The organism is Luteimonas abyssi (assembly GCF_001482195.1).
Taxonomy (GTDB): Bacteria; Pseudomonadota; Gammaproteobacteria; order Xanthomonadales; family Xanthomonadaceae; genus Luteimonas; species Luteimonas abyssi.
In genome coordinates this window covers 3,672,795-3,697,401 of the sequence record NZ_KQ759763.1, presented here as the reverse complement: position 1 = coordinate 3,697,401, position 24,607 = coordinate 3,672,795, and the positions used below count along the sequence as shown (strand labels likewise).

Sequence of the window (24,607 nt, the reverse complement as noted above, 5' to 3'; positions counted from 1 at the left end):
CTCGCGAGACCCTGCATGATGCCGACGCGCGGCCATCGGTCGCCAGCCTTCCGCGCCCTCGCCCCGCCACCGAGGCCTACGTGGCGCGGCATGCGCGCGCGATCGCGGGAAGTGAACCTGACCCCGTTTCAGAGGCCCTGTCTCACTCGCCGCGCCACGCCGCTTCCAGCACCCCGGTGGCCGCGGCAAGATCCACGTCGTCGTGGCGGCAGATGGTCTCGCGGGTGTGCACGGTGACCACGTGCGGCGGCACCGGTCGGTCGCCGTAATCGCGGCCGTCGGGACCCCAGGTGCCGTGCACCGGCAGCGTAACGGCCCAACCCTCGGGCAGATCGAGGCGCTCGGCGCTCAGCAGCGCGCCCGCGGTGGGGCGGCCGATCAGCACCGCGGCACTCTGCTCGCGTGCGCCCCAGGCGAAGCCTTCGGCGGCGCTGCCGGTCTCCGGGCCGATCAGCACGACCACCGGACCGGCGTAGCGCTGCGCGCCGATGTCCTCGACCATCAGCATCACCGCCCCGTCGCCCTCGCCCACTGCGGCGAACACCGCCTCGGTGGTGTAGGCACCGGCGACGCGGTGGATGTCGGCCAGATCCTGTGCGCGCACCGGACCCTGCAACCCCTCTAGGAACGGGCGCGACAGCAGCGCCACACCGGGACCGGGGGTGCCGAAGTAGGCCAGCAGACGCAGCGCGGACGCATTGCCGCCGCTGTTGTTGCGCACGTCGATGATGAGCCCGTCGGTGCGCCCCAAGGTGGCCATGGCCTCGTCGATCAGGCCGGCGGCATCGTCGCCGAAGCGATCGGCGCGCAGGTAACCCACCGTGCGGCCGTCGCCCCGGCGCAGCACGCTCCAGCCGATGGTGCGCTCGCGTGGCGGCCAGTAGGCCGACTCGCGCGGCACCGCCAACTGCGCCTGCGTGCCATCGCAGCGCTCCACGGTAAGCGCGGCCGGTTGGTCGCGCGGGCCACGGATCGCCGCCGCATCCACGATGCGATCGCCGATGCGCAGGCCGGCCGCGCGCGCGGCGGAGGCGGGATCGATGTCGATCACCACCGGACTGCCGTCGATGTCCTCGGTGAGGGCCGCGAGGCCGAGCGTCGGGCCGGCCTGCGCCGGTGCGTGCAGCGCCACGTGGGAGACGCCGAGCTCGCCGAGCATCCCCTGGCCCAGCGTGCGGAACTCGGCGTCGGTGCCGGCCTGCACCATGTCGTCGCGGTAGCGGGCGCCGATGGCGTCCCAGTCGCGTCCGCCGAAATGGGGATCGTAGAAGTGGGTGCGCACCGCCGTGTCGAGCGCGTCGAACACGGCCGCTCGATCCTGTGCCGCCGCCGGCGCCACCAGCAACGCCGCGACGCACGCGGCCAATGTCATCCTGTTCAATCCGTTCCCCTTCTCTCCGAAGGGCCCGATTCTCGGCGCTCCGGCCTGGCCGCGCCCGTGCCATTCGGGGGATCTGCGACACACGGATCCCGGCGGCCGCGCCGCCGACGATGCGGTATGTCGTCGAGTGACGGTCGGCCAGCACGGCACGGCCGGCCCGCTGCCCGGGATTCACCCGCCGGCAGGCGCCCGGGCGGACCGGCATCGCGCCGTCGGCCAGCGACATCTTCGCGGACGGCCTGCCGGCCGTCGTGGCGCAGGGTGCGCGGCGCCGGGCGCCGCCAGGGCTTGACCGACCTCAGGTTGACCAGCTTGACGTACTCGATGAAGCGCGCGAACAGGATCGGCGTCAACGCCTTCGCCTTCCCTCTCAGGCCGCCCCGCGCCTGCCGCGCGGTCGCAACGGCGCCGGATGGGCATCGAGCGTCCCCGGCCCTGCCCTTCGACACTCCCGCGTAGGTGAAACCGGCCGACAATCGAGCATCGCCCCAGGCCGGAGAGTCCCATGTCGCGTTCCCTGCTGCTCGCCCTGCTGTTGTCGCCCCTGCCGTGGTCGGCCGTGCAGGCCGCCGTGCCGAATGACCACGACGTGGCGGCGTTCGCCGAGCGCACCGTGGCCGACGCCTGCGAACCGACCGCACCGGGCATCGCGGTGCTGGTGGCACGTGGCGACGACGTGCTCTACCGCGGCGCGTGCGGACGCGCCAGCGTGGAACTCGACGTCCCGCTGTCGCCCGACCACGTCTTCCGCATCGGCTCGGTGACCAAGCAGGTCGCGGCCGCCGCCACGCTCAAGCTGGTCGAGGACGGCAAGCTCGCGCTCGACGACACGCTCGACCGCTTCGTCCCCGGCTACCCCGGGGGCGACGCGATCACCGTGCGCATGCTGCTCGACCACACCTCGGGCGTGCGCAGCTACACCGCGATCCCCGAACACGTCCGCGTCCGCATCATGGAAGACCTCGACACCGCCGGGCTGATCGCCACCTTCCGCGACGAGCCGGCGGACTTTCCGCCCGGCACCGACTGGCGCTACAACAACTCCGGCTACGTGCTGCTGGGCGCGGTGATCGAACAGGCCAGCGGCATGCCCTGGCACGCCTACCTGCAGCAGGCGTTCTTCGCGCCGCTGGGCATGGACCACACCGGCTACGGACACCCCGCCGACGGTGTCATCGCCGGGCACGTCGCCGGCTACACCCGCAACGGCGAGCGGTGGGTACCGGCCCGCCACCTCAGCATGACCCAGCCGCACGCGGCCGGCGCTCTGGTCTCCACCGTCGACGACCTGCTGGTCTGGAACCGCGCCCTGCACACCGGTCGCCTGCTGCAGGCCGACAGCTATCGCGCCATGACCCTCCCCGCCGGCAAGGCCGCCGAACACGACTACGGCTTCGGCATCACCGCCCAGCCCCTGCGCGGCATGCCGTCGCTGCAGCACGGCGGCGGCATCTTCGGCTTCGCCTCGTATCTGCTGTACCTGCCCGACACCGGCATCACCGTGGCGGTGCTCCACAACGGCGACAGCCCGAGCCCGCGGATGCCCGGCACCGGACGCCTGGCGCACCTGCTGGCCGCCCATGCCATCGGCAAGCCCTACCCGGACAAGACCCCCATCGATCTCGATGCCGACATCCTCGCCGGCTACGAGGGTGTCTACCGCATCGATGCGGAGGCGACGCGCGTGTTGCGCGTGCGCGACGGCCGGCTGACCTCGCAGCGCACCGGCGGCGCGGTCTACCCGTTGATCCCGGTGGGTGCGGACACGTTCCTGTTCGAGGAGGGATTCTCGCGCATCGTCTTCGAGCGCGACGCCGCCGGCGCGGTGACCGCGATGCGCTTCTTCCCCGAGGACGAGGGCGAGGGCGAGGTGGTCGCGCGCAGCGAGGAGCCGCTGCCCGCCGCGCGCGAGGCGATCGAGCTGCCGCGCGCGGCGCTGGAGCGCCTGGTCGGCCGCTACCTGTACGCCGGCATGCAGCTCGACATCGCCCTCGACGGCGACACCCTCAGCGCGCAACTCGCCGGGCAGCCGGCGTTCGCACTGTCCGCCGAATCGCCCGAGCGCTTCTTCGTCGAGGTGGTGGACGCGACGCTGGAGTTCGCACCGGGCCCCGGCCCGGCGGCGACGCTCACCCTGCACCAGAACGGGCAGGTGCTCGAATTCGCCCGCGAGGACTGACGCGTCACGGCCCGCCCGCCGGGCCGTGCGGTCTCACCGCAGCCAGTTGGTCTTCGCCAGTTCCACCACCTCGTCGCCGCGGCCGTTGATGATCGCGCGCAGCATGTACAGGCTGAAGCCCTTGGCCTGCTCCAGCTTGAGCTGCGGCGGCATGGCGAGCTCCTGCTTGGCGGTCACCACGTCGAGCAGCGCCGGGCCGGGATGCGCCAGGATGTCCTGCAGCGCGGCATCCAGGTCGGAGGCCTTCTCCACGCGGACGCCCTTGATGCCGGCGGCGTTGGCGATCGCGGCGAAGTCCGGGTTGTGCAGGTCGGTGCCGTCGGTGAGATAGCCGCCGGCCTTCATCTCCATCGCCACGAAGCCGAGCGAACTGTTGTTGAACACCACGATCTTCACCGGCAGGTTCAACTGCGCCAGCGTGAGGAAATCGCCCATCAGCATGGTGAAGCCACCATCGCCGCACATCGCGACCACCTGCCGGTCCGGCAGCGCGGCCTGCACGCCGATCGCCTGCGGCAGGGCATTCGCCATCGAGCCGTGGTTGAACGAACCGAGCAGGCGGCGTTTGCCGTTCATGCGCAGGTAGCGCGCGGCCCACACGGTCGGCGTGCCGACATCGCAGGTGAACACCGCATCGGCGTCGGCATGCCGGCTGAGCTGCTGGGCCAGGTACTGCGGATGGATCGGCCGGTCATCGTTGGCGGTGGCGAGCGCATCGAGCCCTTCGCGCGCTTCGCGGTAGTGCGCCAGCGCCTTGTCGAGAAAGCCGCGGTCGGACCTGGCGTCGAGTTGCGGCAGCAGTGCATCGAGCGTGCTCTTGATGTCGCCGACCAGCGCCATGTCCACCGAGCAGTGCGCGCCGAGGCGGCCGGGCTCGAGATCGATCTGGATGACCTGCGCATCGGCCGGATAGAACGCGCGGTACGGGAACTGCGTGCCCAGCAGCACCAGCGTATCGGCGTTCATCATCGCGTGGTAACCGGACGAGAAGCCGATCAGCCCGGTCATGCCCACGCTGTAGGGGTTGTCCCACTCGATATGCTCCTTGCCGCGCAGCGCGTGCACCACCGGCGCCTGCAAGCGCCCGGCCAGCTGGATCACCTCGTCGTGCGCGCCGGCGCAGCCGCTGCCGCACAACAGGGTGATGTTCCTCGCGCCGTTCAGGGCATCGGCCAGCGCCGCGATCTCGTCGGCCGGCGGCTGCACGCGCGGCAACCGCGGCGTCCGCCATTTCGGCCCGGCGTTCTCCGGCGCGGGCCGCAACGCGACGTCGCCCGGCAGCACCACCACCGCCACGCCACGATCCAGGATCGCCCGCCGCATCGCGACTTCCAGCACCCGCGGCAACTGCTCGGGGTTGGACACCAGTTCGCAGTAGTGGCTGCACTCGCGGAAGAGTTCTTCCGGATGCGTTTCCTGGAAGTAGCCGCTGCCGATCTCGCTGGAGGGAATGTGCGCGGCGATCGCCAGCACCGGCACCCGGTTGCGGTGGCAGTCGAACAGGCCGTTGATCAGGTGCAGGTTGCCCGGCCCGCACGAACCCGCGCAGACCGCCAACGCGCCGGTGACGTGCGCCTCCGCGCCCGCCGCGAACGCGGCGACTTCCTCGTGGCGGGTCCCCAGCCAGTCGATGGGGCCCATGCGCTGCAGGGCGTCGTTGAGGCCGTTGAGCGAATCTCCGGTGACGCCCCAGATGCGCTGGACACCGGCCTGCTCCAGCACCTTGGCGACGAGGGTGGCGACGTTCTGCTTCATGGGACCTCCGGGCGGGATGGGTGCGGTCATCACACCACACCGGCCCGCCGGCACCGCCGGGAGGCCCGGAACAGTCCGTTGCCCACGCGCGACCGGCGGACCGGGCCGTCCGCGCGGCGGCCGGCGGACGGCCGCCACTGCCGCCTGCCGCCGCGCATTCCGGGCTTCCCGGCAGGCCGGCGGCCGAAGCGCTCAAGAAGCCCCCGGCGGGGCCGATAAAACGGGACGGCGTTCACACCTCGACCAGGAGACACCAATGACCGCACGACCGAACGTGCTGCTGTGCGACGACTCGCGCGCCTTGCGGATGATGGTGGCCGGACAGCTCGACGATGCCGGCTTCCACGTGACCGGCGAGGCCGGCAACGGCCTGGAGGCCGTCGATCAGTACCAGGCGCTGCGCCCGGATCTGGTGCTGCTGGACCTGGTGATGCCCGAGTGCGACGGGCGCGAGGCCCTGGCGCGCATTCTCGCGCTGGATCCGCAGGCCCGCGTGGTGATCCTCAGCTCGCTGGGCGCCCAGCGCGACATCGAGGAGTGCCTGCGCATGGGCGCGCGCTCCTACCTGCAGAAGCCCATCGAGACCGATGCGATGGAACGCGTGCTCCGCGAGGCGCTCGCCTGAGCGGCGACACCCGGCAATCATCCGTAGAGGCACACGATGACAGCTAAATTCCTGGGCCAGTTTCTCCTCGAGCGCGGTGCCCTCACCGCGCCGCAACTGCTCGCGGCGATCGAGGCGCAGCGCGCGTCCAACCCGCTGCTGGGCGAACTGGCCGTCCGCCAGGGCCTGCTGGACGCCGCGCAGGCGCGCCGCATCCACCAGCGCCAGCGCGTGGAAGACCGGCGCTTCGGCGACATCGCGCTGGAGATGGGCGTGCTCGGCCCGGAGCAACTCGACGCCCTGGTCGATGCGCAGAAGGCCGGCCGCAAGCGGCTCGGCGACGTGCTGCTGGAACAGGGCGCGATCGACGCCGAACGCCTGGACGCGGAGCTGGCCCTGCACCGCGCCGATCACGAGAAGGCACGCCACGACTTCGAACGCGAACTGGCCGCCCATCCGCTGGGCGACCTCGCCGAAAGCGCGATCGGGCTGTGCGCGCGGTTGTTCCCGCGCATGCTCGGCAGCCAGTGCCTGCCTGCGGAGGTGCTGCCGCCCGAGGAACTCGCGCTCGAACCCGAGCGCTGGTCCTGCGTGCAGTACGTGCGCGTGGAGGGCGAGCTGCGGCTGGGCATCGGCCTGGCCGCCGACCTGCCCACCGCACGCGCCCTGGCCTGCGCCCTGCTCGGCATCGCCGAGGACCAGTGCGACGACGAGCTCGCCGTGGACGCGCTGGGCGAGATGGTCAACGTGCTGATGGGGTACCTCGTGCACGACGTGCTCGCCGGCGACGACACCGCCTACCGCGCCCTGCCTCCGGACGCCTCGGTGCCGGCGGCCGCGTTGGCCGCCGACCGCACGCGCAGCCTGGCGATCGGCATGGGCTCGCAGCTGGGCGGCTTCGTGCTGCTGGTGGATCGCCCCGCCTGAGCGCGCACGTGCCGCCGCATCGCAGATTGAAGCTCGGTATTCTTCCCGCTTCGCAACCAGGGGATGGGCCGTGATGGGGAACGGAACGCAGAGCGACGTCCTGCGCGATGTCGGCAGCGACATGGGGATGACCGCACGCGCGAGCGCGCGCGGGACCACGACGCCGACATGGGCGATCGGCGCACTGGCCGCGGCGGCGCTGCTGTCCGCCTGCGGCGGTGGAGCGGACGCGCCCGCCAGCGCCGACACGGGCGGCGCGCCCGCGGCCGCCACTGCGGACGCGGCGCCCGATGCCGCGGCGACGCCCACGACCGATGCCAACGGCCCGGATGCCGCAAACGACGACGCCGCCACCGAAGCGGCGACCGACACCGCCGAAGACCCCGGCTTCGCACTCGACCGCGTGCCCGTCTCGACGGTCCCGCTGGGCGACTTCCCGTACTTCCAGCTGCCCGAGGGCTACGTCGCCCTGAGCGCGTTCACCCGCGAATATCCGTTCGACCGCGTCGGCTTCTGGACCGGCGAGGCCATCGAATGGGTGGAGGGCCGCTTCCACGTCTCGCACATCCGTTCCGACGGCAGCGGCTATTCGCCGCTGCAGGTGGAGCGCAACATCGCCGCGGTGGTGGAACAGGCCGGCGGCGTGCACGTGTTCAGCGGCGTGGAGCCGCGCGAGGTGCGCGAAGCGTTGTGGGCCGGCACGGATTCCTTCCCCACCCGCTACCGCAACAGCGTGTGCTTCCCCACGCAACCGGTGCACGTGTACGTGGTGCGGCGCGCCGACCGCGCGATCTGGGTGCGCCAGTGCAGCAACGGCGACAAGGGCGGCGGCTGGGTCATCGGCGAGACCGAGGCCTTCCAGGCCACCGCCACCCTGCTGCCGCGACAGGCGATCGAACAGGCCCTGGGCGAGACCGGACGCGTCGCGCTGCAGGTGAACTTCGCCACCGACCAGGCCGACGTACTGCCGGACTCGCTGCCGCAGATCGACGAGATCGTCGCCCTGCTCGAAGCCGACCCCGCCCTGCGCCTGGCCATCGAAGGCCACACCGACGACACCGGCCCCGCCGCGCGCAACCGCACCCTCGCCCAGGCCCGCGCCGAAGCCGTGGTGGCGCTGGTGGTCGCCCGCGGCATCGCCGCCGACCGCCTCGAAGCCGCCGGCTACGGCCCCGACCGCCCCGTGGCCGACAACGCCACCGAGGACGGCAAGGCGCAGAACCGGCGGGTGGAACTGGTGTCGCTGCAGTGACGAGCGTGCCCGGGCGTCTCGACGGGCGCTGAAGAAGCGGGCCGACCCCACGGGTATCATCGTCCGGTATCCGACACGATTCCGACCCATGGCGAAGGCGAACCCCCTCCAGGAACAGTTGCTCAAGGCGGGCCTGGTCAAGAAGAGCAAGGTGGCCGAAGTGGCGCGCGAGCAGCAGAAGGCGCGACACGGCAAGGCGCCGCCGCAGGCCACCGAGATCCAGCGCGAAGCCGAGCGCGTGCGCGCCGAGAAGGCCGAGCGCGACCGCGCGTTGGCGGCGGAGCAGAAGGCCAGGGCCCGCACGGCCGAGCTCGCCAGCCAGGCGCGGCAGATCATCCAGGACAAGAAGGTGCCGCGCACCGGTGAACTGGAGTACCGGTTCACCGTGGACGGCGTGATCCGCACCGTGCTGGTGGATGAGACCCTGCGCAAGCAGCTCGCCGCCGGCGCGCTGGTCATCGCCCGCCTGGGCGATCGTTTCGAGCTGTTGCCGCGTCCCGCGGCCGAGAAGGTGCGGGAGCGGGATGCCGGCCTGATCGTGCTGGATCACGGGCAGGCCAAGGATGCCGAGACGCCTGCGGAAACGTCCGAGGACGATGCGTACTACGCGCAGTTCAAGGTGCCCGACGACTTGATGTGGTGATTCGGCGCGATCGAGTGGCCCCGCGCGTGCGCGCGAGGCCACGGTATTGCGGCGGATAGGCGCGTCTGGCTATCGGGCAACCCTTCCCGAGAGCCTGGGCCAGGCCTTTTTCAGGCCGATGCCGTGGACCACGCCGATCGCCAGGCAGATGGCCGAACTCACGACCCCGAACACCATGCTGTTGCCGGGGAAGTAGGCCATGGCGGGAAGGAACGCCACGCCTCGGACCACGTACACGGCGGTGATCAGGCAGAGGGCGGTGCGCGTGAATGGCAGCCTGACGAGCACCCCGGCACCCGAGAGTGCGTACGCACTCCAGGCCAGCAGCACACCGGCGATCCCGGCGGTGACGACAACCGGATACCAGTGGCCGGCGGCGTGCAGCTGGGCCATCTGCTCCCCCGCGCCCATGAGACGGAACATCGGGGCGCCGACGACCAGGCATGCCAGGTGCAGCAACGCGGCCATCCCGCTCAGCGCGGCGCCCGCGACGAGGAACGTGTTTGCCGGGCGGATCGTCCGCGTCGTGCTGCTCATCCTCGACGTTGTACACGAGCCCGCAGCGCGTGCCAAAGCTTCCGGCGTGCCTCGAAGACCCGCAACCCGAGCAGCGCCGCGGTCAGCCAGACCAGACCTTCGGTCGCCACGGCGGCGACGGTGACCAGCACCAGGCGTGTCGTCCTGTCCGCGCCCGCGACCAGTCCGATGCCGAGTGCGATCCAGGCCAGCAGGCACACGACGCCGCCCAGCGCGATCCAGCGCCACGGACGCCTCACCTTGGGCGTCGCGCCCGCCGCGGGACGCTCCTCGCGCGCGCTCATTCGTCACCCCGCAACGTCGCGAGCGCAGCCGCATCGAGATAGCGGCCATCGAGCACCACCGCGTGCGCATTGCGCGCATGCGCAAGATCCTCCAGCGGATCGGCATCGAGCACCAGCAGGTCGGCCTCGTAGCCGGTCGCCACCCGCCCCAGGCGATCCCCCGCGCCCAGTGCATCGGCGGCCTGCCACGTCCCCGCCGCGAGGATCCGCGCGTTCGGCACGCCGGCCTCGGCCAGCAAGGCCATCTCGCGATGGACGCTGGCGCCCGGCGCGATCCAGGGATTGCTCATGTCGGTCCCGAGCGTCATGCGCGCATCGCTCGCGTACAGGCGCACGGCCATGCGCTGCACCTTCGGCCACACGGCGCGCGCACGTGCGAAGTCGTCCGGCGCCCAACCCAGCGCGAAGGTGAAGAACGACGTCCAGTTCTCGAACAGGTGCGGATGCGCGTAGCGGCGGGCCTCGTCCAGATAGGGGCTGTCGTCCTGGTCCTGCACGAAGGCGGCGTGGAAGGCGACCAGCGTGGCGTCGAACACGGGGCGATGGCGATCGAAGGCGGCGATCACCCGGTCGGCCTCCGGTCCTTCCGGGTCGAAGCGCTCCCACCACTCGAAGAAGCCGAACGTGCCGGGGCGGCGCGCATCGCGGTATGCCTGGGCATCATGTGGGGCCAACAGGTCCGGGCTGATCGGCATCAGGTGCACGAGGCCGTCGAGCCCCATCGGCAGGGCCTCCGTCCACGCCACGTCCTCCAGGTGGGCCACCGCCGGCCGGCCGTGCGCATGCGCCGCCTCGATGCCGGCCTGCAACAGCTCGGGCGTCAGCCCGGTGTAGAGCTTGATCCAGTCGGCGCCGGCGTCGACCTGCGCGGCCACGGCCCGGCGCACCTCGTCCACGGTGCCGACGCCGGTCCCGAGGCCCGGCAGATCGATATCGTTGAGGACCGTGCCGGCATCGAAACTTTCCGGCCCGGTCACCGCGCCTTCGGCGCGTCGAGCGCGATAGCGCATGGCCGCGGCCAGATCGCCCGCCGGGTTGCGGATCGTGGTGATCCCGAATCCGACCAGCCGAGCGGCGTTGTGGTCGGCGATGGCATCGTCGGGCAGGGCCTCCATCACGATCTCGTCGCCGTCCTGACGCACCTCGAGCGGGCCGATCGACAGATGGGCGTGCATGTCGATCAGGCCGGGCATCAGATAGCGACCTTCCAGCGCCACGACGGTGGCGCCGCGGCGGCAGCTCCGATCGCCGGCAGGTGCGATGCGCGCGATGCGTTCCTGCTCGATGCGGACGCATTGCGGCGCGCCGCTGCGACCCGCTTCGAGATCGACGATGTGCACCCGATCGAGTGCCAGCGGCTGCGGCGACGCGGCCTGGAGCGACACCGCGGGCGCGCACGCCGACAGCGCGACGAGCGACCAAGGGATGAGACGATGCATGGGAAACTCCTGGGTGGATGTACCCCTGCAGTCGCCCGTCGCCCCCGGATTCTTACGCCCCGACCTGCAGAAAAATGACGTGTAAGAAAGACGCGCCTCGCGGCGACTGACTGTCTGATCCCCTCGAATCCGAGTCCGATGCCGCCTTCGTGGTCCCAGGTCGACGCGCTCCATCCGCAGCTGTGGCGGGCGGTCTGTGGGTACGAGCTCAATCCCGCGCTGCGCGAGGAGCTCATGCAGGAGGTGCTGCTCGCGATCTGGCAGGCCCTGCCGTCGCTGCGCGCGCACGATCGGCTGCTGCCCTTCGTCCTCCGGGTCGCGCACAACCTCGGCGCCAGCCATGTCCGCACGGCGACGCGTGCGCCCGCACTGCTGCATCTGGATGTCGAGCGCCACGACGTGCCCGACCCCGCCACGACCGACGACGCGGCGCGTGCACGCAGCGAATGGCTGTTCGCGGCGCTCGTCACCCTGCCGGTGGCGCTCCGCCAACCGTTGATGCTGCAGCTGGAGGGGTTCGACTACGGCGAGATCGCCAGCCTGCTCGGGATCTCGCAGGAAAACGTCGGCGTTCGTCTGCATCGGGCCCGGGCCCACCTGAAGACACTGCTTTCCCAGGACGACACCCCATGACCGAGTTCGACGATCTGATGCAGTCCGCCTGGCGGACGACGCGCCCACCCGTCGACGGGGCGGACCTGGCGGTGCGCGTGAATCGCAGCCGCCTGCGGCGGCGACTCCGACGCGGCCTCGAGATCCTGCTGACGCTCGCGGCGATCGCGGCGCTGGTCCGGCCTCTGTGGGGCGGGGAGACGACGCCGGCGTACTGGCTGGTGATGCCGTTCTTCGTGGCCTACCTGCCCACCATCTGGTGGCTGGTCCTGCGCAACACGCGGCCCTCTCCCGCCGAGGCCGCGCAGGATGTGCGCACCTACGCACACATCCGGCTGTCGCAGTTGCGCGCCGGCCTGCGTGAGCTGCGCATCGCCCGGATCGCGGCGATGGTCCTGCTCGCCTACGCGATCGCGGCCACGATCGCCGCGGTCGTGTCGGGCGACCCGGCCTGGCGATTGCCGGTCCGCGACCTGTTGGCCTACGCAGGCGTCTGCGCCGTCGCCACCTTCCTGCTGTCGCGCCGCCAGGGCCGTCGACGCCTGCGCGAATACCGGGCGATGCGGCGGCTTGCCGGATCCCCTGCAACCGCCCGCGAGACCGCGTGACCGCCACCGACGCGGATAGGCCGGAAGTGACAGTGACCTCGTGATCTAGGCAGTGGAGCGACTCGCCGGGACGATGCAGTCGACGAGGACATACGAGCGAACGCCACATGCACATGCCAAGACGTCATGCCCTCTGCGCCGGCCTGCTGATGATGCTCTCGGCCACCGCCTGCCATGGGGACCACCAGAGGGTGTACGTCGACCTCGCGTCACCGCACTTGATGGATGCGCACTTCACGCAAGCCCAGTTGCAGCAGGACGTGGATCACCTGTTCGACCGCGTCGCCGCGCTGCACCCGGACCTCGACAGTCGCCTGCCCCCGGCACAGCGCGAACGGCTCCGGCAGACGCTGCGCTCGCAGGTGCGCGACGGCATGGACCGCCGCCAGTTCCAGCGCATCGTGGGCACGGCCACCGAGGCGTTCCGCGACGGCCACGCGGGCGTCTTCTACCCGTACCCGGAATTCAACCGCTTCGGCGAACAGGGCGGCACCGTGTTCCCGATGACGGTCACCAGCCGGGGCGGCGCCCTGTTCGTCGAGCACGACTATTCCCAGTCGGGTGCGCTCCCGACCGGCACCCGGCTGCTGGCCATCGACGGCATGCCGGTCGAACAGGTGCTGGCGGGCATGGCCCGCTACACGCGTGGCGAGAGCCCGTTGTTGCGTGAGCAGATCGCCGCGCGCGAGTTCTCCACGCTGCTCTGGCACTACCACGATGTGGCCGGCCCGGTCACGGTGCGCTTCCAGGACGGCGACGACGTCGCGGACACCACGGTCGCGCCGATGGCGTCCACCGCGTTCGCGCAGGCCGTGGAGGCCCGGGGGAGCGCCGGGCAGGACGACGTGCGCTACCGCACGCTCGACGGCGGCGTGGGCTATCTCGAGGTGTCGTACTTCGGCGGCGATCGGAAGACGTTCAGGCACTCGGTGGATCAGGCGATCGGCACCGCGCGCGCCGACGGCGTCGATGACCTGATCATCGACATCCGCAACAACCCGGGCGGGTCGACCGACAACGTGGAGACGCTGCTCTCCCGCATCTCGCCGAGAACCTGCGAGCTGGTCTCGAGCGTCACCGAGAAGCTCAACGACGTGAGCGCCTCGGGCTGGTTCGCCAAGGGCGAGGCGGGCGAGCTGGTCGCGCTGGACATGCGCTTCGACGTCGCGCCGGCGCGCGAATCCAGGCGTTTCCCGGGCAAGGTGTACCTGATGATCGGGCCGTACACGTATTCGGCGGCGATCGTGATGGCGACCGCCGTACAGGACTGCGGCGTGGGCACGGTCATCGGCGAACCCACCGCCGGCTTCGCCAATCAGACGGGCCAGATCTTCTTCTTCGACCTGCCGAACACCCGCATCCGGGCCTTCGCGCCCACGCGGCTGCTCTACCGGCCCAATGGCGAACGACGCACGGACGTGGTCCGACCGGACCACGTGCTGCCGATCGCCGCCGACGGTGACGGGGGCGAGGCCGCGTCGGCAGCGTCCCTGGCGCGGGCGCTGGCGATCTCGTTACGTACCGACCGCTGAGGCGCGGACCGCGGCGGCCGATCCGGAACGTGGCGGCATTCCCGGAACGGGACGGACGTCTTCTCCCACGATCACCGGGCTGCCGCCTCCAGCATCTCCCCCACCCGCGCCCACGCCGCCTCCAGATCCACCTCGCGCCCGTCGAACCACACCGACCGCACCTGGCGGGTGTCTTCGATGCGCTGCAGCGGATCGCCGTCCACCACCAGCAGGTCGGCGCGGGCGCCGGGCTGCAGGTGGCCGATGTCGTCGGCGCGCAGGATGCGCGCGGCCTGCCAGGTCGCCGCCTGCAGGGCCTGGGCGGGGGTGAGGCCGATGTCCACCAGGGCGACGAGCTCCTGGTGCAGGGCGCCCCCGGGCAGCATGTAGGGGCCTGCGGGCAGGTCGGAGCCGGCGCCGACCGGCACGCCGGCGGCGTGCAGGCGCGGCAGCGTGGCCTGCAGCAGCGCGCGGTCGGTGCGGGTGCGGCCTTCCACCTGCGCCACCATGCCGACCAGGTGGTCCCAGTAGCCGGCGAAGTGCGGGGCGAGCACGGCCGCGCCGGGCACGGTGTCCGGGGCGGCCGGGTCGGGCTCGGCGAACTGCAGGGTGTTCGCGGCGGTGGGCACCACGGCCATGCCGGTGGCGGCGATGTCGGCGACGATGGCATCGAGCAGCGCATCGTCGAGGGTGTCGGCGGCCACGTCGCCGCCGCGGCGCTGGTAGGCCAGCGCCAGGCCGCTGAGGTGTTCGTTGGTGGCGACGCCGGCACGCGCGGCCTGCACGATGTCCACCTCGGCGCCGGCCAGCCCGCGGGTGAGGGCGATGCCGAGATCGGCCATCACCGGAAGCTGCGCGTCCTGCGCGGCCCGCACGGCGGCGTCGAAGACGGCGGGCGGCAGTTGTTCGTAGAGCTTGATCCAGTCCACGCCGGCCTCGGCCAGGGCCTGCACGGCGGCGGCCGCGGCCTCGGGGCTGTCGGCCACCAGCGGCATGCGCTCGGGCAGCGGAATGTCGTCGCCCGGGGTGGCGTCGGGCATGTCCAGCAGCACCGAGCCCGGGCCGTCGATCATCGGGCCGGTCACGTGCATGCGCGGGGCCTGCGGGTCGGCGCGCAGGGTCTCCAGCATCGCCAGGGTGCTGTTGGCGTCGCGCACGGTGGTGACGCCGGCCGGCACGAAGGCGCCGACGAACTGCGGGCGCACGTGCACGTGCAGGTCGATCAGGCCGGGCAGGATGAGCGCATCGCCGTGGTCGTGCACGGGCGTGTCGGCGCCGACCGGACAACCGTCGCGCGGGCCGGCGCAGCGCACGCGGCCGTCGGCGATCACCACTTCGCCGTCCTCGATCACGCGGCCGTGTTCGGCATCGAACAGGCGCCCCAGCAGCCGTGCATCGGCGTCCTCGCCCGCGGGCGGTGTGGGTGTGCAGGCCACCAGCAGGGCGGCGAGCGATGCGGCGAGGACGGTGTGCGGACGGCGAAACAGGGGCATGCAGGGGTTCCGTTGGATGTGGCGGAACCGGCCATGGTACGGAGCAGCGCCGCGCGCGCACGGGCCGAAGGGCATGCCCCGACCACGCGACGCCGCCGTCCGGTGCGCGGCGTGCGCGCCATTACGCGTGCGGCGTCGCGCCCTCCTGCGCGAGCAGCCAGGCCACGAACACGGCGGCCGACGGGGGCATCGGCCTGTCCTGCACCGACAGCACATGGAACTGGTGCGCGGTGCGCACGCTGACATCGGACAGACGCACCAGGCGCCCGGCCGCCAGCAGGTCGCCGACGAGCGCGGTGTGGCCGATCATGAAGCCCTGCCCGTCCAGGGTCGCATCCACGACCATCGAGTACAGCGAGAAGGGTCGCGACGACGGGCGTACATCGTGCTTGATGCCGGCCGCGCGCATCCAGTCGTCGAAGTCGCTGGGCCAGTACGTGTCGACCAGCAGGGGCACATCGACGGGCAGTCCGTGCCCATCGCGACGGCTTCGGGCCAGCAGGTCCGGCGCGGCCACCGGTACCAGGGCGTCGTCCAGGAACGCCCGGTGATCGCACCCGGCGAAGGGCGGCCGGCCGTAACGGATGGCGAGATCGAACGACGCGGCCTGCAGGTCGGCGAGCGCCGGGTCGGCCCAGATCTCGATCGAGATGCCGTCGTGCCGTCGATGGAAATCGGCCAGCCGTGGCCCCAGCCACAACTGCGCCAACGCCGGCAGGATGCTGACGCGGATCGTGGCGCGTGTCTGGTCGCGCACCACGTCGCGCGTGGCGTGCAGCAGCTGCCGCACCCCGGGACGCACGTCGGCCGCATACCGCCGGCCGGCCTCGGTCAGGCGTACGCCCTGCGCCTGACGCGCGAACAGGGCGATGCCGAGAAACGCCTCGAGCGCCTTGATGCGCTGGCTCACCGCCCCAGGCGTCACCCCCAGGCGATCGGCCGCGGACGCGAAACTACCGGTCTCGGCGCAGGCGTCGAAGACGCGCAGCCAATCCAGGTTGGGGAGTTCGCGCTGCATCAGAAAAACTGACCCTCGGCCGGAGAATTAATCGTTTGCCCGTGCGCCCGGCCACGCGCAGGCTGCGATCTTCTGCATGCGGACGGAGCGGGCACGATGGCGGACACGAACAGCGACATGACGCGCCGGCGATCGGCCGAACCCGACATGCGCGGGCTGGACGATCTGGCCCGTAACCTGATCCGCTATGGTGGCACGTTCCTCCCGGCGCTGATCGAGCGGGCCGAGGGCGCCTATGTCTACGACACCCACGGCCGCGCCCTGCTGGATTTCACCTCCGGCCAGATGAGCGCGATCCTCGGGCATGGCCATCCCGGCATCGTGGCCGCGATGAAGGCGGCCGCGGACACGCCGGTCCACCTGTTCTCCGGGCTGTTGAGCGCGCCGGTGATCGAGCTGGCGGAGGTGCTGGCCGGGTTGCTGGGGCCGCGGCTGTCGCGGTCGCTGCTGCTCAGCACCGGCGCCGAATCCAACGAGGCCGCGCTCCGGCTCGCCAAGCTCTACACCGGCGGCCACGAGGTGGTGGCGTTCGACCTGGCGTGGCACGGCATGACCGGCGCGGCGTTCCCGGTCACCTTCTCGGCCCAGCGGCGCGGCTACGGCCCGGCGATGCCGGGGGTGATGGCGATTCCGACCCCGAATGTCTACCGCCGCCCGGACGGGGCCGGCGACGGCTTCGAACTGGAGATGCTGGACCGGGCGTTCGAGCTGGTCGACCGGCAGAGCACCGGCGCGCTGGCCGCCGCGATCGTGGAGCCGATCCTGAGTTCCGGGGGCCTGATCGAGCCGCCACCGGGCTACCTGGCGCGGCTGCACGCGAAATGCCGCGAGCGCGGGATGCTGCTGATCGTCGACGAGGCGCAGACCGGGCTGGGGCGCACCGGCGCGATGTTCGCCTGCGAGCACCACGGCATCGAGCCGGACATCATGACGCTGTCCAAGACCCTGGGCGCCGGGATCCCGCTCGCCGCGACGATCACCTCCGAGGCGATCGAGGCGCGCTGCCACGAGCGCGGCTTCCTGTTCTACACCACGCACGTCTCCGACCCCTTCCCCGCGCGCATCGGCCTGGCCGCCATCGAGATCATCCTGCGCGACGCCCTGACAGCGCGCGCGGCCGCCATGGGCGAGCGTCTGCGGGCCGGGCTGGTCGAGCTGCAATCGCGCCACGCGTGCATCGGCGATGTGCGCGGACGCGGCCTGCTGATGGGGATCGAGTTCGTCGCCGACCGGCACAGCAAGCAGCCGGCGGCGGCCTTCGGTGCGGCGGTCTCGCGGCGCTGTTTCGAGCGGGGGCTCAACGTCAACATCGTGCAGTTGCCCGGCATGGGCGGCGTGATGCGCATGGCGCCGCCGTTGACGATCACGCCCGAGGAGATCGACCTGGGCGTGGCGATCATCGGCGACGCCATCGCAGACTGCCTCGACGCCGGACTGCTCGCGGCGTGAGCGCCGGCGCACGGCCGCCACGGCGGGACCGCGGATCGCACCGGCGATCCACGCACGCAACGCACCCAGGAGCGCCGACGATGATCCACGCCCGCCCCACCCACCCGCTCGCGCGCCTCGTGCTGCTGGGCGCCGTCGCCGCCGCGACCGCGTGCAGCGCGATGCCGGAACACGCCCGGGACGCGACGACGGAAGCGACCATCACCCGGACCACGTTCGGCATTCCGCATATCCAGGCGCGCGACTTCCGCGGCCTCGGGTTCGGCGCGGCCTACGCGATGGCCGAGGACAACCTCTGCACGATGGCGGAGGCCTACGTCACCGCCGCGGGCGAGCGGTCGCGGTTCTTCGGTGCGCAGACGCCGACGTCCATCGCGCTGTGGCCGGGCAACAACCTCGACAGCGACCTGTTCTACCGCACCACCGTGGATTCGGCGCAGATCCGTGCGCACATGACGCACAGCAGCGCGGACTACAAGGCGCTGCTGGCCGGCTTCGTCGCCGGCTACAACCACTATCTCGACACGCGGGCCGACGACCTGCCGGCCGCCTGCGCGGGCCAGCCGTGGGTGCGGCCGATCACCGAGGACCACGTGCTGCGCTGGATCAGCGGGTTCGGGCAGTTCGCCTCCACCGCCAGCCTGGCGACCGGCATCGCCAACGCGGCGCCGCCGGGCCGCGAGGCCGCAGATGCCGCCACCGCCGCGGCGTCGGCGCCGGCACGCGTGGCGCGGCCGCATCTGCTGGGCAGCAACGGCTGGGCGTTCGGTGGCGAGACGACCGCCAACGGCCGGGGCGTGGTGATCGGCAATCCGCATTTCCCGTGGTCGGGCGCGTACCGCTTCTACGTGTTGCACATGACGATCCCGGGCCGGTTCGACGTGGCCGGGGCGACGATCCTCGGCCAGCCCTACATCGGCATCGGCTTCAACAAGGACGTGGCCTGGACCCACACCACCGACACTGCCGTCCACGCGACTCTGATGCGGTTGACGCTCGACCCCGACGACCCGACGGTCTACCTCGTCGACGGACACCGCGAGGCGATGACGCGCCATGCGGTCACCGTCGAAGACCAGGACGGCAGCCCCATCACGCGCACGCTCTACGCGACCCGCTTCGGGCCGGTGGTGTCGTTGCCGGCCTCGGGCTACGGCTGGACGCGCGAGGTCGCCTATGCGGTGCGCGACGCCAACAAGGACAACATCCGAGGCGGCGACACCTGGCTCGCCTTCGGCAGGGCCAGCGGCGTCGACGGGATCCGGCGGGCGTTGATCCGCCATCGCGGCGTCGCGTTCCTCAACACCATCGCGGCCGATCGCGCCGGCGACGCGCTGCACGCGACCATCTCGCCTGCGCCCAACATCTCCGACGCGGTGTTCGCCGAATGCGGGACGATCGGCCAGGACGATCCGGCGTTCTTCACCCGCCCCTACATCCTCGACGGCAGCCGGTCGGCCTGCGACTGGCAGCCGTCGCCCGACGAGCCCGTCTCCGGCCTGCTGCCGGGCGAGCGGATGTTCGCGCTCACGCGGCGCGATTTCGTGCAGAACTCGAACGACAGCTATCGCTGGTCGAACCCCGCGCTGCCGCCGGTCGCGCGCGGCGCGATGCTGGGCCTGGAGTATCGCGGCGACACGCCGAGCCTGCGCACGCGCTCGAGCCTGACCGAGATCGGGCGTCTGCTGGACGCGGGCCCGGTCGATCCGGCACGGGCGGCCGCCGCGATGCTGGGCAACCGCAACTTCGCCGGCGAGCTGGCGCTGCCGGCCCTGATGCCGCTGTGCGAGCGCCCCGCCGCGCCTGCCGACGCGTGCGCCGCACTGGCGGGCTGGGACGGCCGGGAGGAACTCACCAGTCGCGGCACGCTGCTGTTCCGCGCGTTCTGGCAGGTGGCCGGCGAGCGGCCCGACCTGTGGCGCGTCCCGTTCGATCCGGCGCAGCCGGTCGCCACGCCCTCGACATTGAACATCGACGGGCCGGCCGGCGACGCGCTGCTGGCCGACCTGGCGCGGGCGGCGGCCACACTCGACGCGCTCGGCGTGCCCCTGGATGCACCCCTGGGCGAGGTGCAGGGCGTGACGCGCAACGGCACGTGGATCCCGATCCCGGGCGGGGCGATCGGCGGCACGCTCAACTACATCGCCTCGGTGCCGGCGGCCGGTCGCGCCGAGGTGATCTTCGGCACCAGTTACCTGCAGGCGGTGACGTTCGACGCGACCGGCCCGGTGGCCGAGACGGTGCTCGCGTTCTCGCAGTCCACCGATCCGGACTCGCCGCACTTCGCCGACCAGACCCGCGCGTTCTCCGACAAGCGCCTGCGACGCTTTCCGTTCACCGAGGCCGAGATCGCCGCCGATGCCATCGGGGTACCCAAGGTGATCGGTCGTTGAACGTGCCTGGCGCCGGCCGTTGAACGCCGGCGCGGGCCGCACGACGTCCCAGCCCGCGGTTGTCGAGGTTCGGCTTTTGCGGGATAGTTGACAGCGTTGTCAGCACCGGGCGCCGCGTGTCTGCGGACGTCATGCATTCGCCTGGCCACGGTACCTGGAGGGCGCGTGCAGCATCAGCATTCCGGCGGCGATCGACCGCGCACGCGCCTGAGCCTGGGCGAGAAAGCGGGCTACGGCATCGGCGATTTCGGCTTCAATCTCTATTGGGCCAACATCGCCGCGTTCCTGCTGATCTTCTACACCGACGTGATGGGCCTGGCGGCCGCCGCGGTGGGCACGATGATCCTGGTCACGCGCCTGATCGACGCGGCCACCGATCCGCTGATGGGCGCCATCGCCGATCGCACCCGCTCGCGCTTCGGCCGGTTCCGGCCCTACCTGCTGTGGGGCGCGCTGCCGCTGGCGTTCGCCGGCGTGCTGACCTGGACCGTGCCCGACCTCGGCGACACCGGCAAGCTGGTGTGGGCCTATCTGACCTTCAGCCTGATGATGCTGGCCTACACCGTGCTCAGCACGCCGTATTCGGCGCTGTCGGCGGTGATGACCAGCGACAGCCAGCAGCGCACCACGCTGATCAGCTTCCGCTTCATCGCCGCCTTCGCCGGCACCACGGTCGTCAATGCGTTCACGCTCGATCTGGTGCGCTGGTTCGGCGGCGGCGACGAGGCCCTGGGCTGGCAGCTGACGCTGGGGCTGTACGGCGTGGTGGCCTCGCTGATGTTCGCGACGGTGTTCTTCAGTACGCGCGAACGCATCGCGCCACCCCCACAGCAGCGCAGCGACGTGCGCCAGGATCTGCGCGACCTGCTCGACAACCGGCCGTGGATGGTGCTGTTCGTGCTGGCGCTGGTGATCATGGTCACCATCGTCATGCGCAGCGGCGCCACCGTGTACTACCTCAAGTACTACCTCGAGCGGCCGGAACTGACCGGCTGGTTCCTCGGCAGCTATTCGCTGGCGCTGGCGGCGGGCGCGGCGCTCACCCCGGTGATGACGCGCTTCGTCGACAAGAAACGGCTGATGATGTGGTTGATGGCCGCGGTGGGCGTACTCAGCTGTGCGATGTTCCTGGTGCCGCGCGATGCGATCTGGCTGTTGTTCGTGTGCAACACCCTGGTCGGTCTGGCCCTGGGGCCGAAGTCGCCGCTGGCGTTCTCGATGTACGCCGATTGCGCCGACTACACCGAATGGAAGACCGGGCGCCGCGCGACTGCGATGACCTTCTCGGCCGCCACGTTCTCGCAGAAGCTCGGCGGCGCGCTGGCCGCGGCGCTGATCGCGTGGGTGCTGGCGGCGATGGGCTACGTCGCCAATGAAGCGCAGTCGGATGCGTCGCAGCTGGGGATCGCGCTGCTGCTGACGGTGATCCCGGGCGTCGTCGCGTTCGCCGCGGCGCTGGTGATGCGCGCCTACCCATTGGACGAGGCCGTGATGGCCGAGGTGCAGGACGCACTGGATGCACGCAGGGCTGAACGAGCATGAGCACACCGCAATACGGTTTCGAAGATGGGGGGCGCCGGTTCTCGATCGACAGTCCCAAGGTGATGCCGCATGCTTCGGCCTTCCTGTGGAACAGGCGGATGATGGTGCAGGCGACCTGCCGCGGGTTCGCCACCGCGCAGTTCATGCAGCCCGAGCCTGCCAAGTACGCACACGCGCCGACCTTGGAGGCGCGCAGCTTCATGCAGCCGGAGCAGCCGGTGTACGCCCACCATCCCGGCCGCTTCTGCTACGTCAGGGACGAGGACGACGGCACGCTGTACTCGCTGCCGCATGAGCCGGTGCGCGCACGCGCCGATGCCTTCGCGTTCGAGGCGGCCCTGGCGTCGCTCGTCTGGCGCGTCGAACGCGACGGGCTGGCGTTCGAATGGCAGCTGGCGCTGCCGGTCGACGACGTGGCCGAACTGTGGACGCTGCGCGTGCGCAATCGGTCCGGCCGCGCGCGGCGCATCAGCCTGTATCCGTACTTCCCGGTCGGCTACATGTCGTGGATGAACCAGTCGGCGACGTACCGCGAAGACCTCGGCGGCATCGTCTGCAACAGCGTCACGCCCTACCAGAAGGTCGAGGACCATTTCGTCCAGCGCGACTTCATGGACCGCACCGTGTTGCTGCACGCCAATGCGCCCACCGCCTGGGACGCCAACCAGGCTGCGTTCGAAGGCGAAGGCGGATTGCACGCACCGTCGGCGATCACCGACGCGGTGGCGCTCGGCCGTCGCGATGCCGACTACGAAATGCCCACCGCGGCCCTGCAGTACCGCGTGGTGCTGGATGACGGCGACGCGCACGAGGAGCGCTTCGTGTTCGGCCCCGCGCGCGACGATGCGCAGATCCGCGACCTGCGCGCGCGGTATCTGGCACCCGGCGGCTTCGAAGCGGCCGCGGATGCGTACGCGCACTATCTGTCCGGCGCGCGCGGCTGCATCGACATCCGCACCCCCGATGCTTGGCTGGACGCCTTCGCCAACCACTGGCTGCCGCGTCAGGTGTACTACCACGGCGACGTCAACCGCCTGACCACCGATCCGCAGACGCGCAACCTGCTGCAGGACCACATGGGCATGGCCTACCTGCAGCCGGCGACCGCGCGCGCCGCATTCCTGCTCGCGCTGTCGCAACAGGCGCGCAGCGGCGCGATGCCCGACGGCATCGTGCTGGTCGAAGGCGCGCAGCTGAAATACATCAACCAGGTGCCGCACACCGACCACTGCGTCTGGCTGCCGGTATTCCTGCAGGCCTATCTGGATGAGACCGGCGACGACGCCCTGCTCGATGAGCCGGTCGCCGATGCGCAAGGCCACGTGGCCAGCGTCGCCGAGCGCGTGGACCGGGCCATGCACTGGCTGCTGTCGGCGCGCGATGCGCGCGGCCTGAGCTACATCGCCCAGGGCGACTGGTGCGATCCGATGAACATGGTCGGCTACAAGGGCCGCGGCGTCTCCGGCTGGCTGACCCTGGCCACCGCGCATGCGCTGCGACTGTGGGCGGGGATGCGTGCCCGCCATGCCGGCGACGCCGCGGTCGATGGCTTCGTGCAGGGCGTGCAGGCGTGCAACGACGCCGCCAATACCCACCTGTGGGACGGCGACTGGTACGCACGCGGCATCACCGACGACGACGTGGCGTTCGGCGTGCGGGGCGACACCGAAGGCCGCATCTACCTCAATCCGCAGAGCTGGGCGATGCTCTCGGGTGCGGCGGACGCGACGCGCCGCGACCGGTTGCTGGCTTCGGTGGAAGCGCAGCTGGTCTCGCCCTACGGCGTGGCGATGCTGGACCCGCCGTACACCGGCATGCGCGACGACGTCGGCCGGTTGACCCAGAAATTCCCCGGCTCGGCGGAGAACGGCTCGATCTACAACCACGCGGCCGCGTTCTACCTGCACGCGCTGTATGCCGTGGGCGAGGCCGACCGCGCGTGGCGCGTGCTGCGCGCGATGCTGCCCGGCCCCGATGCCGACGACCTGCTGCAGCGCGGCCAGCTGCCGGTGTTCGTGCCCAACTACTATCGCGGCGACTGGCGCGGCCATCCGCGCACCGCGGGCCGGTCCAGCCAGCTGTTCAACACCGGCACCGCGGCGTGGCTGTACCGCTGCCTGATCGAAGGCCTGTTCGGCCTGCGCGGCGAAGGCGACGCGCTGCGGATCGCGCCGCAACTGCCCTCGCACTGGCCGGAGGCCTCGGTGGTGCGTCGTTTCCGCGGTGCCGAGATCGCATTGCAGGTGCGCCGCGTGCCCGGCCTGGCCGCGATGCGTGTGCGCGCCGACGGGCACGTGCTCGACACCCCGCGGCTGAGCGGCATCGTCGCCGGTACGCGGCATCGCATCGATGTGGAACTGCCGGAATGACGCCTGCACCGCAGGTGGTGATCGTCATGGGCGTGTCGGGCAGCGGCAAGACCACGCTGGCCCGCCTGCTGGCGGACGCATGGGGCGCGACTTGCCTCGATGCCGACGACCTCCACGACGAAACGGCACGTGCGCGCATGGCCGCAGGCCTGCCGCTCACCGACGCCATGCGCGATCCCTGGGTGGCGCGCATCGCCGACGAACTCACGACGCGCGTGGCGGCCGGCGAGCGTGTGGTGCTCGCGTTCTCCGGCCTGCGCCGCCGCCATCGCGAGCGCCTGCGCGCCACCGGCCTGCCGCTGCGGTTCCTGTTCCTGCACGGCGACAAGGCCCTGATCGCGGCGCGCATGCGGGCCCGCAGCGGGCACTACATGCCGGTGTCGCTGCTCGACAGCCAGTTCGACACGCTGGAACCGCCGACGGGCGAAGCGGACGTGGCGACGTTGGCGATCGATCGGGCGCCGGCGGCGATGCTGCGCGAGGCGCTCGTGGCGTCGTCGTGCGCCTGATCGCGCGCGAGCTCGGCGGTTTCGGCCGCCACCGGCCTTCGAGGCCTGATCCCGCGACAGGGCGCCCGTCGGCGAGTGACCCCGCAGACGAAAGACCGTGAC

At 71.4% G+C, this 24,607-nt stretch carries 20 protein-coding genes; 13 read left to right on the top strand and 7 right to left on the bottom strand.

What is annotated here, in order from left to right:
* Nucleotides 1-142: 142 nt before the first annotated feature.
* Nucleotides 143-1,372, bottom strand: a complete 1,230-nt coding sequence (locus tag RG19_RS15875; protein ID WP_058836124.1) for a S41 family peptidase — start codon at nt 1,370-1,372, stop codon at nt 143-145.
* Nucleotides 1,373-1,886: 514 nt separating this feature from the next.
* Between RG19_RS15875 and RG19_RS15865 the strand changes: the two genes are divergently transcribed.
* A complete protein-coding gene (locus RG19_RS15865) occupies nt 1,887-3,560 on the top strand; it encodes a serine hydrolase (RefSeq protein WP_058836122.1) in 1,674 nt (557 codons plus the stop codon).
* A gap of 33 nt (nt 3,561-3,593) precedes the next feature.
* On the opposite strand, the gene poxB is transcribed toward RG19_RS15865, so the two are convergent.
* A complete protein-coding gene (poxB, locus tag RG19_RS15860) occupies nt 3,594-5,315 on the bottom strand; it encodes a ubiquinone-dependent pyruvate dehydrogenase (RefSeq protein ID WP_058836121.1) in 1,722 nt (573 codons plus the stop codon).
* 256 nt (nt 5,316-5,571) lie between these two features.
* On the opposite strand from poxB, the gene RG19_RS15855 reads away from it, so the two are divergent.
* From RG19_RS15855 to RG19_RS15840, 4 genes are all read left to right on the top strand, one after another.
* Nucleotides 5,572-5,940, top strand: a complete 369-nt coding sequence (locus tag RG19_RS15855) for a response regulator (RefSeq protein ID WP_058836120.1) — start codon at nt 5,572-5,574, stop codon at nt 5,938-5,940.
* Nucleotides 5,941-5,976: 36 nt separating this feature from the next.
* A complete protein-coding gene (locus RG19_RS15850) occupies nt 5,977-6,846 on the top strand; it encodes a cyclic di-GMP-binding domain-containing protein, MshE-related (protein ID WP_058836119.1) in 870 nt (289 codons plus the stop codon).
* 73 nt (nt 6,847-6,919) lie between these two features.
* Complete coding sequence (locus RG19_RS15845) at nt 6,920-8,098, top strand: OmpA family protein (RefSeq protein WP_238376663.1); 1,179 nt, start codon at nt 6,920-6,922, stop codon at nt 8,096-8,098.
* An 88-nt stretch (nt 8,099-8,186) separates the two neighbouring features.
* Entirely contained in the window at nt 8,187-8,741 is a 555-nt protein-coding gene (locus tag RG19_RS15840) for a DUF2058 domain-containing protein (RefSeq protein WP_058836118.1), read from the top strand.
* A 69-nt stretch (nt 8,742-8,810) separates the two neighbouring features.
* On the opposite strand, the gene RG19_RS15835 is transcribed toward RG19_RS15840, so the two are convergent.
* Genes RG19_RS15835 through RG19_RS15825 form a run of 3 tightly spaced genes read right to left on the bottom strand, consistent with a single transcriptional unit; the run spans nt 8,811 to nt 11,001 of the window.
* The gene (locus RG19_RS15835) at nt 8,811-9,278 is read right to left on the bottom strand and encodes a hypothetical protein (protein WP_058836117.1); all 468 of its coding nucleotides are present in this window, start codon (nt 9,276-9,278) and stop codon (nt 8,811-8,813) included.
* A complete protein-coding gene (locus RG19_RS15830; protein WP_058836116.1) occupies nt 9,275-9,562 on the bottom strand; it encodes a hypothetical protein in 288 nt (95 codons plus the stop codon). Before RG19_RS15830 ends, RG19_RS15835 begins: the two co-directional genes overlap by 4 nt.
* A complete protein-coding gene (locus RG19_RS15825) occupies nt 9,559-11,001 on the bottom strand; it encodes an amidohydrolase family protein (protein WP_058836115.1) in 1,443 nt (480 codons plus the stop codon). Before RG19_RS15825 ends, RG19_RS15830 begins: the two co-directional genes overlap by 4 nt.
* 138 nt (nt 11,002-11,139) lie before the next feature.
* Here RG19_RS15825 and RG19_RS15820 point away from each other — a divergent pair, with 138 nt between their 5' ends.
* From RG19_RS15820 to RG19_RS15810, 3 genes are all read left to right on the top strand, one after another.
* Complete coding sequence (locus tag RG19_RS15820) at nt 11,140-11,634, top strand: RNA polymerase sigma factor (RefSeq protein WP_058836114.1); 495 nt, start codon at nt 11,140-11,142, stop codon at nt 11,632-11,634.
* Nucleotides 11,631-12,221, top strand: a complete 591-nt coding sequence (locus RG19_RS15815; protein ID WP_058836113.1) for a hypothetical protein — start codon at nt 11,631-11,633, stop codon at nt 12,219-12,221. Before RG19_RS15820 ends, RG19_RS15815 begins: the two co-directional genes overlap by 4 nt.
* 107 nt (nt 12,222-12,328) lie before the next feature.
* Entirely contained in the window at nt 12,329-13,753 is a 1,425-nt protein-coding gene (locus RG19_RS15810) for a S41 family peptidase (protein ID WP_082672724.1), read from the top strand.
* 71 nt (nt 13,754-13,824) lie between these two features.
* On the opposite strand, the gene RG19_RS15805 is transcribed toward RG19_RS15810, so the two are convergent.
* Both RG19_RS15805 and RG19_RS15800 read right to left on the bottom strand, forming a co-directional pair.
* Nucleotides 13,825-15,225, bottom strand: coding sequence for an amidohydrolase family protein (locus RG19_RS15805; protein ID WP_058836111.1), 1,401 nt, complete (start codon nt 15,223-15,225; stop codon nt 13,825-13,827).
* A 121-nt stretch (nt 15,226-15,346) separates the two neighbouring features.
* Entirely contained in the window at nt 15,347-16,243 is an 897-nt protein-coding gene (locus RG19_RS15800; RefSeq protein ID WP_058836110.1) for a LysR substrate-binding domain-containing protein, read from the bottom strand.
* A 96-nt stretch (nt 16,244-16,339) separates the two neighbouring features.
* On the opposite strand from RG19_RS15800, the gene RG19_RS15795 reads away from it, so the two are divergent.
* The 5 genes from RG19_RS15795 to RG19_RS15775 all read left to right on the top strand — a co-directional run bounded on the left by RG19_RS15795 (nt 16,340) and on the right by RG19_RS15775 (nt 24,505).
* Complete coding sequence (locus RG19_RS15795; protein WP_202905350.1) at nt 16,340-17,692, top strand: aspartate aminotransferase family protein; 1,353 nt, start codon at nt 16,340-16,342, stop codon at nt 17,690-17,692.
* A gap of 80 nt (nt 17,693-17,772) precedes the next feature.
* Complete coding sequence (locus RG19_RS15790) at nt 17,773-20,085, top strand: penicillin acylase family protein (protein WP_058836109.1); 2,313 nt, start codon at nt 17,773-17,775, stop codon at nt 20,083-20,085.
* A gap of 165 nt (nt 20,086-20,250) precedes the next feature.
* Nucleotides 20,251-21,627, top strand: coding sequence for an MFS transporter (locus tag RG19_RS15785; protein WP_058836108.1), 1,377 nt, complete (start codon nt 20,251-20,253; stop codon nt 21,625-21,627).
* A complete protein-coding gene (locus RG19_RS15780; protein ID WP_058836107.1) occupies nt 21,624-23,996 on the top strand; it encodes a GH36-type glycosyl hydrolase domain-containing protein in 2,373 nt (790 codons plus the stop codon). Before RG19_RS15785 ends, RG19_RS15780 begins: the two co-directional genes overlap by 4 nt.
* Nucleotides 23,993-24,505, top strand: coding sequence for a gluconokinase (locus tag RG19_RS15775; protein WP_058836106.1), 513 nt, complete (start codon nt 23,993-23,995; stop codon nt 24,503-24,505). The genes RG19_RS15780 and RG19_RS15775 overlap by 4 nt, the downstream gene beginning before the upstream one ends.
* Nucleotides 24,506-24,607: the final 102 nt, after the last annotated feature.

Bases quoted from the DNA above. Each gene is read 5' to 3' on its own strand.
- RG19_RS15840 (WP_058836118.1), top strand. From the start codon at position 8,187: ATGGCGAAGGCGAACCCCCTCCAGGAACAGTTGCTCAAGGCGGGCCTG.
- RG19_RS15800 (WP_058836110.1), bottom strand. From the start codon at position 16,243: ATGCAGCGCGAACTCCCCAACCTGGATTGGCTGCGCGTCTTCGACGCC.
- RG19_RS15850 (WP_058836119.1), top strand. From the start codon at position 5,977: ATGACAGCTAAATTCCTGGGCCAGTTTCTCCTCGAGCGCGGTGCCCTC.
- RG19_RS15775 (WP_058836106.1), top strand. From the start codon at position 23,993: ATGACGCCTGCACCGCAGGTGGTGATCGTCATGGGCGTGTCGGGCAGC.
- RG19_RS15790 (WP_058836109.1), top strand. From the start codon at position 17,773: ATGATCCACGCCCGCCCCACCCACCCGCTCGCGCGCCTCGTGCTGCTG.
- RG19_RS15820 (WP_058836114.1), top strand. From the start codon at position 11,140: ATGCCGCCTTCGTGGTCCCAGGTCGACGCGCTCCATCCGCAGCTGTGG.
- RG19_RS15795 (WP_202905350.1), top strand. From the start codon at position 16,340: ATGGCGGACACGAACAGCGACATGACGCGCCGGCGATCGGCCGAACCC.
- poxB (WP_058836121.1), bottom strand. From the start codon at position 5,315: ATGAAGCAGAACGTCGCCACCCTCGTCGCCAAGGTGCTGGAGCAGGCC.
- RG19_RS15855 (WP_058836120.1), top strand. From the start codon at position 5,572: ATGACCGCACGACCGAACGTGCTGCTGTGCGACGACTCGCGCGCCTTG.
- RG19_RS15825 (WP_058836115.1), bottom strand. From the start codon at position 11,001: ATGCATCGTCTCATCCCTTGGTCGCTCGTCGCGCTGTCGGCGTGCGCG.
- RG19_RS15815 (WP_058836113.1), top strand. From the start codon at position 11,631: ATGACCGAGTTCGACGATCTGATGCAGTCCGCCTGGCGGACGACGCGC.
- RG19_RS15810 (WP_082672724.1), top strand. From the start codon at position 12,329: ATGCACATGCCAAGACGTCATGCCCTCTGCGCCGGCCTGCTGATGATG.
- RG19_RS15865 (WP_058836122.1), top strand. From the start codon at position 1,887: ATGTCGCGTTCCCTGCTGCTCGCCCTGCTGTTGTCGCCCCTGCCGTGG.
- RG19_RS15805 (WP_058836111.1), bottom strand. From the start codon at position 15,225: ATGCCCCTGTTTCGCCGTCCGCACACCGTCCTCGCCGCATCGCTCGCC.
- RG19_RS15875 (WP_058836124.1), bottom strand. From the start codon at position 1,372: ATGACATTGGCCGCGTGCGTCGCGGCGTTGCTGGTGGCGCCGGCGGCG.
- RG19_RS15835 (WP_058836117.1), bottom strand. From the start codon at position 9,278: ATGAGCAGCACGACGCGGACGATCCGCCCGGCAAACACGTTCCTCGTC.
- RG19_RS15780 (WP_058836107.1), top strand. From the start codon at position 21,624: ATGAGCACACCGCAATACGGTTTCGAAGATGGGGGGCGCCGGTTCTCG.
- RG19_RS15845 (WP_238376663.1), top strand. From the start codon at position 6,920: ATGGGGAACGGAACGCAGAGCGACGTCCTGCGCGATGTCGGCAGCGAC.
- RG19_RS15830 (WP_058836116.1), bottom strand. From the start codon at position 9,562: ATGAGCGCGCGCGAGGAGCGTCCCGCGGCGGGCGCGACGCCCAAGGTG.